Source organism: Pseudosulfitobacter pseudonitzschiae (assembly GCF_002222635.1).
GTDB classification, from domain to species: Bacteria; Pseudomonadota; Alphaproteobacteria; order Rhodobacterales; family Rhodobacteraceae; genus Pseudosulfitobacter; species Pseudosulfitobacter pseudonitzschiae_A.
Genome location: NZ_CP022416.1, coordinates 219,873 through 234,353, shown reverse-complemented (window position 1 = coordinate 234,353; position 14,481 = coordinate 219,873). Strand labels below are relative to the sequence as shown.

Below are 14,481 nucleotides of genomic sequence, written 5' to 3'. Positions count from 1 at the left end.
GTATCATTGGGGGCAATCGGCCCTCAGAACCGCGCGCTGGCGTAATAGGCGCGGGTGTGTTCGGTATCCTGCATCTTGTCCGATGACAGGTCAGGCTCGACTGCGGCGGCTTGCGCCTCGGTCGTGCCGGTGGCCACCGCCACCGCAGCCAGCGGAGCCGCTGTACTTGCGAATTTCAGGAACGCGCGCCTGTCCTTGCGGACTTCGGGTGCGTCGGATTGTTTGGTCATCTTTGGCCTCCTCTTGGTGTTGTCAGTGTTAAGCGGGCGAAATGCCCACGGGGTTTGGTGTTCAGTTACCGCTTAGCCGAAAGGCTTCGGATTCGACCTCCATAAAGGCGCGGCCGATCTTGCCCACGGGCGCGTAAAAGACCGAATTCTTGGCCCCCTCCAGATCGGAAAAGAAATGTCCCGCCCAAGGCGCGATATGTTTGTTGAAGAACGTCTTTTGCTGGTCCAGCGTGGCTGGCGTGCCAAAGCGCCCCGCGATCATCGCGCCCATCATTTCCATCAGCGATGCGATGTTGTCTTCTGGTTCGAACACGGTATCGGCCCGTTCCAACCCGCGTGCCGCCATGTCCTGCCGCAGCAACGCCAGCGGCTTTTCGTTCAGAAAGCCGGTCAGATAGTAGCTGGCATAGGGCAGCAATTCGCCCCGTCCCAGCCCGATGAACAGGCGGTTGAATTCGCTTTCCACCGTTGCGGGTTTGGTCAGCCGCGCCAGTTTCGACAGGGTCGCAATCCCCTGCCCCAGTTCGCTGTCGTCACCTTGCAGGCCCGCGCATTGATCCAGCAGTATCCGGTCGGGCGGGGCTGACAGGATCAGACCCATAAAATTGTACAAGTCCGCGCGCAGGCGGTCTTCTTCGGGGATCTGTGTGCTGGTCATCTGGTTCATGCGCCTGTGCCTTTTGCGTCGGATGCCGCTGCGAATTGAAACCGCATCCGGCGATGTGTCGGGGCAGGGGCGGTCAGGTCCGCGTCGCCCTCAAGGTCGTCTTCGTATTCATAAGCGGGCGCCATTTCGATATCCGCGTCCTGCGGTTCGGGCACGTCCACATCGGTTGTCTGCGCCAAAACCACCTCGGCCTCGGGCGTGTCATCTTCCAGCATATCTGCCAGCGGCTGCACCATGCCTTTACCCACCTGATACAGCGTGTTGACCGTCTGACCGGCTGTCGAGGCCAGCGTATAATCGTCGTCGTAGTCGTTCAGCCCATCCAGACAGGCCAGAACCGGATTGCTGCGCCAGAACCCGCGCAGGGCGCGTGTCTTCAGCCGCTGTGGCAACTGCGCCTTGAGAAATTCCCGCAGCTGCGCGCCGTCCACCAGATTGTCGGGCGACGGCAGGCCCAGTTCCTCCAACAGCTCGGTATCGTCGCGCGCCTCAAGCAGCTCTTGCTCGGCGGCTTGCGCTGCGTCTGCGGCAACTTGCGCTTCAACCTCGGCCTCTGCGGCAACGGCGGCGCGGCGGCGATCCCAGAACCCGCTCATATCATCCGCCTGCGCTTCAGCGCGGGCGAAGCGTATACATCCGCGCCAGTGTGAATACGCGGATCGCCGATGCCGTCCTGCTGCTGGTCGGTCCGTTGCTTGTCGCGGCGACGCTTCACAAAGGCTTCTTCGTGATGAAACTCGTCAACGAAGGCCCGCACCCAAGCTTCCAGACCCTGCGGCATCGCCACCTTCTCGACCACTTCTTCGGCACTGTCGCAATAATCCTGCGCCTCGTAGGGCGAAGCGGTCACAAGCAGCACCTTGAACGGGCGCTCTGTCGCGCCGGCAATCGGGCGCATCACCACATAGACGCATGGCACCTTGGCACCCAGCCCGTGCACATAGGCCTCGGTCTCGGCCCCGTGCAGGTCCAGCGGCACGGTCGCGGCGTGGTATTCGGTGGTCTCGCCCTCGTGGCGCAGTTCGCGCCAATCCGCATCCGACGCACCGGGAAGCACAGCGGTCGCCTTCCAGCTCCACTTGGCCCAACGGGTCACTCCGGGCGCGCGCCGCAGCACGATACCCACGGGCAAACTCCGGTACATTTTCGGGTTATAGATCAAGACGCTCCTCCGGTCTTTATCCTCGCTTGCCCACCCCGCCGGTGCAAAGCGCTATCGCTTCCTTTGTCCAAAAAACCCTGATCCCCAGACAAGTTGGCCAGCCAGCAGCGGGCAAAACCCCGCACTCGGTCGAATTGTCTAACTTGACTGTTTTTATAGGAAAAAGACGCGTTGACCAAAAACGAATCACCCGACGCCAATGCTGCTTTGCGGCATCGCGAGCTGGCGCAACCTGACCGTGCAGCGCGGTGGAATTGCGGTTGTGGGCGGGGCCGAAAGCCGTCTAGCTTGGGGCCGGATCACCGCGCGCGAACCGCCTGAAACGGTGCATCCAGCAAGGGGAAAATCATGGCAAAGACATTGATAACATGTGATTGTGAGGGCTCTCAAAGCATCGACTCCGATGCGCTTGCAAATGCTCTTGGTCATGCCGTCGCGCCCCCCTGTTCGGCCCTGTGCACCCGCCAGATCGACCATGCCGCAGCCGCCCTGACCGCAGGTGATGCAATTTTTTGCTGCACGCAGGAATCGCGGGTCTTCACCGAACTGGCCGAGGAACTGGGGGTGGCCCTACCCCCCCTGCTGGACCTGCGCGATCGGGCCGGTTGGTCCGATGACCCCGCGTCGAAACTGCCCAAAATGTCCGCCCTTGCCGCCGAGGCGCTGCTGAACGCGCCGCTGGAGAAGTCGCTGGATGTCACATCCGAGGGATTGTGCCTGATCTTGGGCCAAGGCGAGACCGCGCTGCAAGCCGCCCACCAGTTGAAAGACCATCTTGCCGTTACCCTGCTGACCGATCCGTCCCAATCGCTGCCTGACACCCGCGATTTCGACGTGATCGGCGGCACTCTGCGTACAGCCAGGGGCGCGCTGGGACACTTCGAAGTCACCATCGACGCCCTGCGGCAGGTGGTGCCCGGTGGGCGTGGCGATCTGACCTTTACCGACCCCCAAGACGGCGCGATCAGCCATTGCGACGTGATCCTTGATCTGCGCGGTGGCCAGCCGCTGTTTCCCGCCCCGGAAAAGCGCGAGGGCTACCTGCGCGCTGATCCGGCCCATCCCCCTGCCATCGCCGCCGCCGTGCTGGCCGCGTCGCATCTGACCGGTACGTTCGAACAACCGCTGCATGTGCGCACCGAACCGTTGCTGTGCGCCCACAGCCGAGCGGGGCAGACCGGTTGCACCAACTGTCTGGACCTGTGCCCGACTGGCGCAATCACTCCTGACGGCGACCATGTCACGGTCGACCCGATGATCTGCGCAGGCTGCGGCGCCTGCTCTGCCGCCTGCCCGTCCGGTGCGATCAGCTATGACGCTCCGCCGGTCGACTTCACCATGCTGCGCGTCCAGACGCTGGCCCGCGCGTTTCTTGATGCAGGCGGCAAGGCACCGCGCCTGATGGTCCACGACGACACCCACGGTGCCGAGATGATCCGCCTGTCGGCCCGCCACGGGCGCGGCCTGCCCGCCGATGTGGTGCCAATGGCCCTGCCCGCGCTGGCAGCCTTTGGCCATGCCGAAGCGCTGGCCGCACTGGCGGCGGGCTTTGCCTCGGTCAGCCTGCTGCTGGGCCCCAAGTCCGACCGCGATGCGATCGAGACCCAAATCGCGCTGGCCCGTGCCATCGCAGGCGACGCGCGGGTGCAACTGATCGACACGCCCGACCCCGACGCGATGTCCGATACACTGTATGACGCGCAAGCCCCCGCGTCTGTCGTCAGCCCCGTGCGCCCAATGGGCACCCGCCGCCAGATCACCCGTCAGGCCGCCCGCGCCCTGCATCCCGACACCGATGTGCTGCCCCTGCCCGCCGGTGCGCCCTATGGCGCGCTTGTGGTTGATCCGGACGCCTGCACGCTGTGTCTGTCGTGTGTGTCGCTCTGCCCCTCGGGTGCGCTTGGCGACAACCCCGATCTGCCGCAACTGCGCTTTCAGGAAGACGCCTGTTTGCAATGCGGTCTTTGCGCCAACATCTGCCCTGAAAATGCGATCACGCTGGCCCCGCAACTGGACCTGACCGGCGCGGCGCTGGAACAGCGCGTGCTGCACGAGGAAGAGCCGTTCGCTTGCGTTGAATGTGGCACCCTGTTCGGCGTCAAATCCACCATCGACCGGATCACCGACAAGCTGCGCAACCACAGTATGTTCACGGACGACGCCAAGCTGCGGATGATCCAGATGTGTGACGATTGCCGTATCAACGCGCAGTATCATGCCACCAACAACCCGCTGGCGGGTGGCGAACGCCCCCGCCCCCGCACCACCGACGATTACCTTAGCAAGCGGCGCGATCACTGATCCGCCCACAGAAAGGAGCCCCCATGAGCGACGATTTCAACATGTCGATGCGCAAGTTTCTCAAACAGGTCGGCGTGACCTCGCAGCAGGCCATCGAAAAGGCCATGCGCGAAGGGGCCACCGCCGGACAGGCCGTGCCCGTCCGCGCCGTGATCACCATCCCCGAACTGGGCATGACCCACGAGGTCACCGGCACCATCACCGCCCCGCAAGAAGAACAGGACTGAACAGTGCCAGCCAACAGAGAAGCGGTTCTTGCCGCGCTCAAAACCGTCACCGATCCGGCGACGGGCACCGATATTGTCGCCAGCGGTGTGATGCGCGCCCTGAACGTTGACGCGATAGGTGCGGTGCGTTTCGTAATGGAAATTCCGCCCGCGCAGGCCGACGCATATACCCAAGCCAAAGCGCAGGCCGAGGCCGCATTGGCACAGGTCGAAGGCATCGGCAAAGTGTCGATCGTGCTGACCGGTCACAGTGAAAAGGCACCACCCCCCGATCTGAAACCGCAACGCGCGGCAGAACCCAAAGGCCCGCAGAAAATCCCCGGCATTGACCGAATTCTGGCGATTGCGTCGGGCAAGGGCGGCGTCGGAAAATCCACCGTATCGGCCAACCTTGCCTGCGCTCTTGCGCAGCAGGGTCGGCGCGTGGGGCTGCTGGATGCCGACGTTTACGGCCCTAGCCAGCCGCGGATGCTGGGCGTGTCGGGGCGACCTGCCTCGCCCGATGGCAAGACGATCCTGCCGATGCGCAACCACGGCGTCACGATGATGTCGATCGGCCTGATGACCAACGAGGATCAGGCCGTGGTCTGGCGCGGCCCGATGCTGATGGGCGCGTTACAACAGATGATGACGCAAGTGCAGTGGGGCGCGCTGGATGTGCTGATCGTCGATCTGCCTCCCGGCACCGGCGACGTGCAGATGACATTGGCGCAAAAGGCGCAGGTGGACGGGGCGATAATTGTCTCTACACCGCAGGATGTCGCCTTGCTGGATGCGCGCAAGGGCATCGACATGTTCAACCAGCTCAAGGTGCCGATCATCGGAATGATCGAGAATATGTCGACGCATATCTGCACCAACTGCGGCCATGAGGAACACGTTTTCGGCCACGGCGGTGTCGCGGCAGAGGCTGCCAAGATGGGCGTTCCCCTGCTGGCCGAAGTGCCGCTTGACCTGCAGATCCGCCTTGCTTCGGATGGGGGCGCGCCGATCACCGTCAGCCAGCCGGACAGCCCACAGGCGCACAGCTTTCAGGCCATCGCCCGCAAGCTGATCGAAAGCGGTGCCGCATGACCGAAGCACTGGCCTTTCCGCCGCTGCTTTGGGGCGAGGCTGTGGCGTCGGATGCGTTTGAACACGCCGCCATGCGTGCAGCGACGGGCTGCGATCCCGGGCTCGTCGTCTATGCTTTGGGCGGTCACACGGTCGAGACGTCTTTGGTCTTTGCCCCCGAAGTGCCGCTGAAGGATGCGATGGCGATGCTGCCGCTTTGCGGTATCGGCTTTCAAAACGCGCTTGGTGCATTGGCCCCGCCCGAGGTCGCGGTGCATCTGGACTGGAACGGCGGCCTGCGCCTCAATAACGCCGCCTGCGGGCGCTTTCGCTGCATGGCGTCCGATACAAATCCAGAGGCGGTGCCCGACTGGCTGGTGGTCGGATTTACCCTGCCGCTTTACCCCGTGGACGATCCCGATCTGGCTCAAACCGGACTGCACCCCGACCAAACCGCCCTTTACGCCGAAGGTTGCGCCGACGTCGCCCCGCCCGAACTGGTCGAGGCATGGGCCCGCCACAGCCTGCACTGGATCAACCGCTGGGAGGACGAAGGCGCCGCCCCCCTGCATGGCGAATGGCGCGGGCTGGCCTATGGAATCGGTGAAGATATCACCGTAGATGGCCGGACCGGCACGTTCCTTGGCGTCGACGAACGCTTTGGCATGTTGCTGCGCGATGGTGACGCCACGCATCTGATCCCGCTTACCTCGATATTGGAGCCCAGCCCGTGACTCAGCCAGACCTGCGCAAGCTTGCCCGCGCAATCCACTTTGACGAAAGCGACAGAAACGTGTTTTCCAGCCCCGCGCGAACGGGGGAATGGTGCGTCTCGGGCGGGTTCGAATTTTCGGACTGGACCCAAGGCGACCTGACCGGCAAGGCGCGACAAGCCTTTGCCAACGGCTGGCTGGGGTTGGAAACCTTTGGCCGTGTGACCTTTGTGGCGGTGACCCAGATCGAACCTGCGGAAATTGCCACCCTGACCGAGATGCTGGCACAGCATTTTGTCACCTATTACGGGGCGCCTGACGTCGACGCCGCCCGCCCTGTCGCCGCGGAAGAATTGTCACAGATGATGGACATGTGTGCCGACCATGACGCCAACAGCCTGCTGACCGTTGCGCGCGAATTAACCGATGCGGGGGTACGCGAGAGTTTTCGAGTGATTCAGCCGCAGGATGCAGGACTGGAACAGTTCGCCATTCACGGCGACCTGCCGGAATAGGCAGCACCGCGCCCGATGAAGGGCGCGCTGTGTCTCTGATACGGAGTTATTCCGCTGCCTCGGCGTTGAACACAAACAGCGCCTCGCCGTTGATCCTGTAGTTGTTGATCAGCGTCGAAGCCCGTTCGGATGTCAGCCATTCTTCCAGCTTCAACGCCAGATCGGTTTTTACATGGCCGTGCATCTCGGGGTTCACCGGCAAAAAGGCGTATTGGTTGAACAGCAACGGATCACCCGCATAAAGCAGTTCAAGTTCGCCCTTGTTGCCGAATTTCAGCCAACTTGCGCGATCGGCCATGATATATGCCGGAATGCCCGACGCGGTGTTCAGCGCTGCCCCCATGCCAGCGCCAACCGCCTTGTACCAATCACCAAAACCTTCGGGGTCCATACCCGCCGCCTGCCATAGCGACAGTTCCTTTTTATGCGTGCCGCTGTCATCGCCACGGCTGACAAAGGGCGTCTGGACCTTGGCAATCGCTGCCAAGGCAGTCACCGCAGCATTTGCATCCTTGATGCCCGCAGGGTCGGCCGAGGGCCCGATGATCACGAAATCATTGTACATAATCTGGGTGCGATATGTACCAAACCCGCCATCTACAAAGGCCTCTTCGGCCTTGCGCGAGTGGACAAGAATGGCGTCGACATCACCCGCCTTGCCCAGCTTGATCGCCTGCCCGGTACCGACAACCAGCAACTGCACAACAAGGTCCAGATCCTTTTTGATCTCGGGCAGCAACACATCGGCAAGCCCCGAGTTGTTGAACGACGTCGTCACCGCCACTTTCATCACATCAGACGCCTGCACAGCAGTACCGATGACCAGCGCCACCAGCGTCATTGCAAATCGTTTCATCATTCTACGATGTCTCCTCTGAGAAAAGCCTGCGCCTGTGGTGTCTCCGGCCCGTTGAAAAACCGGTCAACCGACCCGCTTTCATGGATGCGTCCGCCCAGCAGGAACAGCACCTCGTCGCCGATCCGCCGCGCCTGCCCCATGTCATGTGTGGACAGGATCAGCCGCGTGCCGGTGGCTTTTGCATGTGCCAGAATCTCTTCGATCTCGCGCGTGGCGCGGCCATCAAGTGCGGCGCAGGGTTCGTCAAGAAACAGCACCTTCGGCTCTGCTATCAACGCCCGCGCCAGCGCCAGCTTTTGCTGCTCGCCACCCGACAGGACGGGGGCTGCGCGGTCCAGCATCTTTTCAAGCCCGACACGCACGGCCCAGTCGCGGGCGCGCGTGCGGGCGTCGGCGACTGGCGTCCCGCGCAGGCGCAGTGGATAAATCAGGTTCTCCATCACCGTGCGGCGCAGCATCACAGGGCGTTGAAACACAAAGGCCTGGTGGTGCCGCGCCTCGTCCGTGGGGCAAGCCCAGTTGATCTGCCCCGCAGACAACCGCGCGGTGCCATGCAACAGGCGCAACAGCGTAGTCTTGCCCGCCCCGTTCGGCCCGATCACCACACTGGCCCCTTGACCGTCCAGCGTCAGATCAATCGGCCCCACCAGAACCTGCCCGCGCCTGCGGCTTTCGATCCCCTTGGCCTGCATCGGGAAAAGCTGGGTCATCACCACCCCCCCTCGCGTTCGGTTCGGCCCAGCCAGTGAATAGCCAGATTGACGGTCACAGCCAGCCCGATCAGAACAAACCCCAAGGCCAGCGCCAGCGCAAATTCACCCTTGCCGGTTTCCAGCGCAATCGCCGTGGTCAGAACCCGTGTCGCGTGGTCGATGTTGCCCCCCACAATCATGATCGCGCCAACCTCGCCAATCGCACGACCAAATCCGGCCAATGCCGCCGTCAACAACGCACGCCTGCAATCCCAGAGCAATGTGCGGACCTTCTGCGCCTGTGTTACGTTCATCGAGATCAGAAGGTCATGATATTGCTGCCAAAGATCACGGATCGACTGATGCGCGATGGATGCAATCAATGGCACGATGATGATGGTCTGCGCGATGATCATCGCCGTCGGCGTGAACAGCAAGCCCATCACCCCCAACGGACCGGACCGCGACAGGATCACATAAACGATCAGCCCCACCACCACTGGCGGCAGTCCCATCAGCGCATTCAGAATCGCAATCACAAACCGCCGCGCACGGAATCGTTTGACCGCCATCAAGGCCGCCAGCGGCAGCGCGATCAGACAGGCCACTGCCAGCGCAGTCAGCGTCACCCGCAGCGAACGCAACGCGATTTCCATCAGTTCGGCATCCAGCGTGACAACCAGCCAGAACGCCTGCGCCAGCCCGCTCCATAAATCGACCATACGGAAATGGCCCCCTCGTCTGCGGATGGGCACACCCAACCGTATTTTTGGGACAGAGTGTCAGGTCATCTTGTCCGACACCAGAGCCTGATCGCAGGAAAATGGCGGGTATGGACAAGCTGTCCGCTGATATTGATTTGGGCAGGAAGCGCAGGACATTTTGGCCCGACGACTTCAGGCGATATTGGCAGATGATATCAGGCTGAGGATTTGCCGAGCGCCTATTTTGTCTTTTGTGCTGCCGGAGCCTGACCCCGCAGCCGCGCGCGCAGGGTCAGGCGCACGTTCTCGGGCAGGCCGATCGCTTCCAGATAGGTCCGGAATGTTCCATAGCGGTGCCGGATCGCATCCATCGTGGCTGCAAGCGTCTCGGCGGGGCTTTCCAACATACGCGCGTAGCTTTCGGTGTCACCACCCCGCGCGCGGGAGATATTGAGGAATTCCGCGACAAGATCGGGGATGAATTCGGCCGTCAGGGCATAGTCGGCAATGATCGCTTTGCGATCCACGCCCGCGATGCCCAGCAGCAACGCCGCGATGATGCCGGTGCGGTCCTTTCCCGCCGTGCAATTGAACAGCACAGTACCGTCGTCGATCTGTGCCATCTCTGTCAGGATCGTGCAAATTGCATCGCCGCGGGTTTCCAGCGCCGTCATATAGAAGGTGAACAGCGGGTGTTCCCCCTCTTGTGCGGCATCTGACAAGGCTTGTGGTGACAGGTCGTCGAACAGCGGCAGGTTCACATAATGAACGTCAGGAAAGGCGGCAAAGGGGTTGGGCGCGTCTGCAACCTCGGCACTGGTGCGCAGGTCGATGACCGCGCGCAAGCCTTCTTCATGCAAGCGAATGACGTCTTGCGGGGCAATGCGGTGCAGGCTGTCCGACCGCAAAAAGCGCCGCCACGGAATAAGGTCACCCGAACGCGTTTCATAGCCGCCAAGATCACGGATGTTAAAGGCACCCTCGACGGGCAGGTGTCGCTTGTTTTTCATCAGGTAAAGGCCAGCAATCGCGCGCGGTCGATCACGCCCAGTTCGCGCGGTGTCGGGGTCAGCGGCACAAAGCTGACCGAAAGACCTGTGGCGCGCCAATCGCAGACACCAAAGCCACGCCCCTCTACCAAACGCAGATCATTGGTTTCCAACAGGTCCACCGAAGAATTCAGACCCATCGACACCACAAGGGGAATACCGTTCCAGTGATTGACCTGATTGATGTGAATATGACCCGACAGTATCCCCGCAATGTGTTGGCCACGTAGAAGGTCGGCCAGCCGGTTGGTGCTGTCCATGTCGATACTGCCCCACGGCAGACCGTCCGCATCAACGCGGGGCGGGTGGTGCATGACGATCAGTTTTGGCAGGTCGGCATGACGGCTCAGCGCCGCTGCCAGATAGTCGAATTGCGCGTCACACAGGGTGCCGGCCACATGGCCGGGCACCAGAGTATCAAGCGTGATAACATGCAGCCCGCCAAGCACTTGGTCATTGAAGAACGGAGCGTCAGAGGATGTGCCCTCGAACACCTTGTGGAAGCCTTCGCGTTTGTCATGATTGCCAAGCGCCATCACCAAAGGCGGTGCAAGCGGCTTCAGGATGTCCTTGAGCATCGCATAGCTGTCGGGATCGCCCATATTGGTCAGATCGCCACTGGCCACGACAAAATCGGGCTGGCGTTCCATTGCGTTGATCAGACCCACGACCTGTTCCAGCATCGGTGCGTTTTGCGGCACATTGGCAGAGGGGTCGCCCGCATCTGGGTGCGACACGTGCAGGTCTGTGAGATGGATAAACCGCGTCATGAAAATACTCCTGCTGCCTTGAGCAATGTTTGGGTATAAGGATGCGCCGGTGCGCGCAAGACCTGCCCCGTGGGGCCGGATTCCAGCGGTTTTCCATGCTGCATCACAAGGATCTGGTCACAGATCGAGGCCACTACGGCAAGGTCGTGGCTGATAAACAGAATGCCCAGCCCCAGATCGTCCTGAAGGTCCATCAACAGGTTCAGGATTTGCGCCTGCACCGACACATCCAGCGCCGAGACAGCCTCGTCCGCGACCAGCAGGGCGGGACGGGTGACAATGGCGCGTGCAATCGCGATACGCTGGCGCTGGCCGCCCGAGAATTCATGCGGGTATTTGTCGGCATCGCGCGTGGGCAGGCCCACCTGTTCCAACGCCTCGGACGTGCGCCGTGCGGTATCACCATCAATACCGATAGCGCGCATGGGTTCTGCGATAGACCAGCCAACCTTGCGGCGCGGATCAAGCGAGCCGAAGGGATCCTGAAACACCATTTGGAACTTTTGCCGTTGCACGCGCAGCTCTGCCGCCGACAGGCTGTGCAGGGTTTGCCCCTGAAACAGCACCTCGCCTTCGTCCGGGGCTTCGAACGCCATGACCATTCGGGCAATGGTCGATTTGCCCGAGCCGGATTCCCCCACCACGCCCAACGTCTCGCCCGCGCGGATGGTAAAACTGGTGTCGTCGACTGCCGTCAGAACGGGGGCCGAGCGCAACAGGGATGTGCGTGGCAAACGATAGCGGCGGGTCAGGTTGCGGGCCTCAAGCAGGGGGGCGGTCATGTGGTGCCCTCGCTGAACAAATGACAGGCGGCTGACCGGTGCGTGTCAATAGGACGGTCCGGTGCGCGGGTGCTGGCGCAATAGTCCAGCTCTGCGGCGCAGCGCCCCGAGAAACGGCAGCCTTGCGGAAGCGCAGACAGCGGCGGCACCGTGCCCGGCAGCGTCGGCAGGCGGCGGCGTTTTCCGTTGGCATCGCGGGGCGGCGCAGCGGGGTCGGGGCGCGCCGCAAGCAAGCCTATGGTGTAGGGATGCGCGGGATTGGCCAGAACCTGCGCCGTCGGGCCGCGTTCGACCATATCGCCGCCGTACATCACCACGATATCTTGCGTGGTGCGCGCGACTGCGGCCAGATCGTGAGTGATGAACACCAACGCCATGCCGCGTTCGCGCGCCAGACGCACCAACAGATCGGTGATGCGCAGCGCCACATTGGCATCCAGTGCGGTCGTGGGTTCATCCGCGATCAGCAGCGCGGGGTTGCACGCCAGCGCCAAGGCGATCAGAACCCTTTGCCGTTGTCCCCCGCTCAGCTCATGGGGGAACATGCGCATCCTTGCGGGCGGGTCGGGAATACCCACCTCTTCCAGCAGCGCCAGCACCCGCGTTCGGGCCTGTGCGTGGCTCAGGCCTTCGTGGACGATCAACGGCTCCATCACCGTATCCCCGATCCGGCGCAAAGGGTTGAGTGCGGTCATCGGTTCCTGAAAGATCATCGCGACCCTGCGGGCGCGCATCTGCTGCCAGAGGTTTTCGGTCGCATGGGTCATGTCCTGCCCGTCAATGCGCAACCGCCCGCTGATTTTTGCGGCGTCGGGGGCCATGCCCATCAGACACAGTGCCAGCATGGTCTTACCCGACCCGCTTTCGCCCACGATACCCAACCGGTCGCCCTTGCGGATTTCCAGATTGGCGTGGCGCAGGGCTGTAGCGGCCCCGAAGCTGACGGAAAAATCGGCAAGCTCGAACATCTAGCGCTCCCTCGACAGACGGGGGTCGGACATATCGCGCAGCCCGTCGCCCAACAGGCCAAACCCCACCACCGCAACCACGATGCACAGACCCGGATAGATCGCCAACTGCGGGGCGAGATACATCAGCGTCTGCGCCTCGGACAGCATGCGGCCCCAACTGGAGGCGGGCGGCTGCGCGCCAAGGCCCAGATACGACAGCGCCGCCTCGGCCAGAATGGCGACGGCAAATTCGATGGTGGCCTGCACGATAATCGCAGCGGCAATATTGGGCAGAATATGATCGCGGCTGATGGCAAAGCGGTTCAGCCCTGCGGCGCGAGAGGCCAGAACGTAATCGTAGGTCCAGACCTGATTGGCGGCACCACGCGTCACGCGGGCAAAGACCGGAATGTTGATGAATGCGATGGCCAGCACAGCATTGGTCAGCGAGGGGCCGAAAACCGCCGCCAGCATGATCGCAAACAGCAGCGCCGGAAAGGCAAAGCCCAGATCGGCCAGCCGCATCACGCCGTCCTCGACCCAACCGCCAAGGGCCGAAGCCAGCAGCCCCAGCGCCACGCCCACCGACCCGCCCAGCAGCACCGCAACCAGCGCCACAGCCATCGAATTGCGTGCCCCTGCCATCAGTTGCGACAACACATCGCGGCCCAACTGGTCGGTGCCCAGCCAGTGGGTAACCGAGGGGGCGGCGAATTTGTTCGATATTGCCATCTGCGTCGCGTCATACGGCATCCAGACCAGCGACAGCGCGGCACTGCCCACAACAAGCGTGACCAGCACCGCACCGATGATGAAGTTGACAGGCATACGGCGCGTCATGAGCGGGCCTTCAGGCGCGGGTCGATCACCACATACAGCAGATCGACCACAAAATTCGCGGTAACGACGATGGCTGCGAACAACATCACCAGCGCTTGGACCGTGGGCAGGTCTCGGTTTGCGATCGACTGGAAAATCAGCCGCCCTAGTCCCGGGAGATAGAACACGTTTTCGATCACGATGGTGCCGGTGACCAATGCCGCAAATTGCATACCCACGATGGTCACGATCGGCACCAGTGCATTGGGCAACACATGCCGCCAAAGCACCCGCCGCTGCGACAGGCCCGAGGCGCGGGCGGTGCGCACAAAATCCTGCCGCATAACCTCGAGGGCAGAAGACCGGGTGACACGCGCCAGCACCGCAGATTGCACCACGCCCAATGCGATGGTCGGCAAGATCAGCGACCGCATCGCAGCCACAGGATCGGACCAACCCGCAAAGCCGCCGGGGGGCAGCCAGCGCAGTTTGACCGCGAACAGCAGCACCAGCAGCATCGACAGCCAGAAGGCGGGCACGGCGATGCCGATCTGCGACAGGAACATTACACCCCAGTCGCCCACCTTGCGATGGCGCGCAGCAGCGCCAATGCCCAAGGTCAGCGCGACGATCAGGGTAAAGATCATACCCGCGACCGCCAGTGACACAGTCATCGGCAGACGTTCCGCAATCAGGGTCGATACGGGAACGCGGAACGAATGGCTGACGCCAAGATCGCCCTGCATGGCATTCCATATCCACAAGAAATAGCGGGACAGCACCGGTTCGTTCAGACCTAGCTGTTCACGTAATGCGGCCAGCGCGTCGTCGGTTGCATCCAGCCCCAGAATGGTCAGCGCCGGATCCCCCGGCAGCACGTTCATCACAGCAAAGACCACCGCCGACACCACAAGCAGCGTCAGCACAAAGCCGGCGGTGCGGCGAAAGATGAAATAACCCATAAAGTGATCCGGCTGCGGCGCTCATG

At 62.4% G+C, this 14,481-nt stretch carries 18 protein-coding genes; 5 read left to right on the top strand and 13 right to left on the bottom strand.

Annotation, left to right across the window (positions count from 1 at the left end; all coding sequences use genetic code 11):
- Positions 1–23: 23 nt before the first annotated feature.
- The 4 genes from SULPSESMR1_RS18730 to SULPSESMR1_RS18715 all read right to left on the bottom strand — a co-directional run bounded on the left by SULPSESMR1_RS18730 (position 24) and on the right by SULPSESMR1_RS18715 (position 2,029).
- Complete coding sequence (locus tag SULPSESMR1_RS18730) at positions 24–230, bottom strand: twin-arginine translocation pathway signal protein (RefSeq protein WP_089422588.1); 207 nt, start codon at positions 228–230, stop codon at positions 24–26.
- Between the two features lie 61 nt (positions 231–291).
- Entirely contained in the window at positions 292–897 is a 606-nt protein-coding gene (locus tag SULPSESMR1_RS18725) for a TorD/DmsD family molecular chaperone (RefSeq protein ID WP_089422587.1), read from the bottom strand.
- Positions 894–1,493 carry a DUF3306 domain-containing protein gene (locus SULPSESMR1_RS18720; RefSeq protein WP_089422586.1) on the bottom strand — a complete coding sequence of 200 codons (600 nt, stop codon included), beginning with the start codon at positions 1,491–1,493 and terminating at the stop codon, positions 894–896. Before SULPSESMR1_RS18720 ends, SULPSESMR1_RS18725 begins: the two co-directional genes overlap by 4 nt.
- On the bottom strand, positions 1,490–2,029 hold the full coding sequence (locus SULPSESMR1_RS18715; RefSeq protein WP_089422758.1) for a DUF3305 domain-containing protein: 540 nt from the start codon (positions 2,027–2,029) through the stop codon (positions 1,490–1,492). The genes SULPSESMR1_RS18720 and SULPSESMR1_RS18715 overlap by 4 nt, the downstream gene beginning before the upstream one ends.
- Before the next feature lie 378 nt (positions 2,030–2,407).
- On the opposite strand from SULPSESMR1_RS18715, the gene SULPSESMR1_RS18710 reads away from it, so the two are divergent.
- The 5 genes from SULPSESMR1_RS18710 to SULPSESMR1_RS18690 are packed head-to-tail and all read left to right on the top strand — an operon-like array spanning position 2,408 to position 6,868.
- A complete protein-coding gene (locus tag SULPSESMR1_RS18710) occupies positions 2,408–4,360 on the top strand; it encodes a 4Fe-4S binding protein (RefSeq protein ID WP_089422585.1) in 1,953 nt (650 codons plus the stop codon).
- Positions 4,361–4,383: 23 nt separating this feature from the next.
- Positions 4,384–4,587, top strand: coding sequence for a DUF6494 family protein (locus tag SULPSESMR1_RS18705; RefSeq protein ID WP_089422584.1), 204 nt, complete (start codon positions 4,384–4,386; stop codon positions 4,585–4,587).
- A gap of 3 nt (positions 4,588–4,590) precedes the next feature.
- Positions 4,591–5,661, top strand: coding sequence for an Mrp/NBP35 family ATP-binding protein (locus SULPSESMR1_RS18700; protein ID WP_089422583.1), 1,071 nt, complete (start codon positions 4,591–4,593; stop codon positions 5,659–5,661).
- Positions 5,658–6,374 (top strand): biotin/lipoate--protein ligase family protein, encoded by a 717-nt coding sequence (locus SULPSESMR1_RS18695; protein ID WP_089422582.1) that lies wholly within the window; start codon positions 5,658–5,660, stop codon positions 6,372–6,374. The genes SULPSESMR1_RS18700 and SULPSESMR1_RS18695 overlap by 4 nt, the downstream gene beginning before the upstream one ends.
- A complete protein-coding gene (locus tag SULPSESMR1_RS18690) occupies positions 6,371–6,868 on the top strand; it encodes a DUF6505 family protein (protein ID WP_240311349.1) in 498 nt (165 codons plus the stop codon). The genes SULPSESMR1_RS18695 and SULPSESMR1_RS18690 overlap by 4 nt, the downstream gene beginning before the upstream one ends.
- 46 nt (positions 6,869–6,914) lie before the next feature.
- Here SULPSESMR1_RS18690 and SULPSESMR1_RS18685 read toward each other — a convergent pair whose 3' ends face one another.
- The 9 genes from SULPSESMR1_RS18685 to SULPSESMR1_RS18645 all read right to left on the bottom strand — a co-directional run bounded on the left by SULPSESMR1_RS18685 (position 6,915) and on the right by SULPSESMR1_RS18645 (position 14,455).
- A complete protein-coding gene (locus tag SULPSESMR1_RS18685) occupies positions 6,915–7,724 on the bottom strand; it encodes a substrate-binding domain-containing protein (protein WP_089422756.1) in 810 nt (269 codons plus the stop codon).
- Positions 7,724–8,437: an ATP-binding cassette domain-containing protein gene (locus SULPSESMR1_RS18680; protein WP_089422581.1), complete on the bottom strand. Its 714-nt coding sequence runs from the start codon at positions 8,435–8,437 to the stop codon at positions 7,724–7,726. Before SULPSESMR1_RS18680 ends, SULPSESMR1_RS18685 begins: the two co-directional genes overlap by 1 nt.
- The gene (locus tag SULPSESMR1_RS18675; protein ID WP_089422580.1) at positions 8,437–9,141 is read right to left on the bottom strand and encodes an ABC transporter permease; all 705 of its coding nucleotides are present in this window, start codon (positions 9,139–9,141) and stop codon (positions 8,437–8,439) included. Before SULPSESMR1_RS18675 ends, SULPSESMR1_RS18680 begins: the two co-directional genes overlap by 1 nt.
- Before the next feature lie 221 nt (positions 9,142–9,362).
- The gene (locus tag SULPSESMR1_RS18670; protein ID WP_089422579.1) at positions 9,363–10,133 is read right to left on the bottom strand and encodes a tyrosine-protein phosphatase; all 771 of its coding nucleotides are present in this window, start codon (positions 10,131–10,133) and stop codon (positions 9,363–9,365) included.
- On the bottom strand, positions 10,133–10,942 hold the full coding sequence (locus SULPSESMR1_RS18665) for a metallophosphoesterase family protein (RefSeq protein ID WP_089422578.1): 810 nt from the start codon (positions 10,940–10,942) through the stop codon (positions 10,133–10,135). Before SULPSESMR1_RS18665 ends, SULPSESMR1_RS18670 begins: the two co-directional genes overlap by 1 nt.
- Positions 10,939–11,724, bottom strand: a complete 786-nt coding sequence (locus SULPSESMR1_RS18660) for an ATP-binding cassette domain-containing protein (protein ID WP_089422577.1) — start codon at positions 11,722–11,724, stop codon at positions 10,939–10,941. The genes SULPSESMR1_RS18665 and SULPSESMR1_RS18660 overlap by 4 nt, the downstream gene beginning before the upstream one ends.
- Complete coding sequence (locus tag SULPSESMR1_RS18655) at positions 11,721–12,692, bottom strand: ABC transporter ATP-binding protein (protein ID WP_089422576.1); 972 nt, start codon at positions 12,690–12,692, stop codon at positions 11,721–11,723. The genes SULPSESMR1_RS18660 and SULPSESMR1_RS18655 overlap by 4 nt, the downstream gene beginning before the upstream one ends.
- Positions 12,693–13,514, bottom strand: coding sequence for an ABC transporter permease (locus SULPSESMR1_RS18650; RefSeq protein ID WP_089422575.1), 822 nt, complete (start codon positions 13,512–13,514; stop codon positions 12,693–12,695).
- The gene (locus tag SULPSESMR1_RS18645; RefSeq protein WP_089422574.1) at positions 13,511–14,455 is read right to left on the bottom strand and encodes an ABC transporter permease; all 945 of its coding nucleotides are present in this window, start codon (positions 14,453–14,455) and stop codon (positions 13,511–13,513) included. The genes SULPSESMR1_RS18650 and SULPSESMR1_RS18645 overlap by 4 nt, the downstream gene beginning before the upstream one ends.
- Positions 14,456–14,481 lie beyond the last annotated feature (26 nt).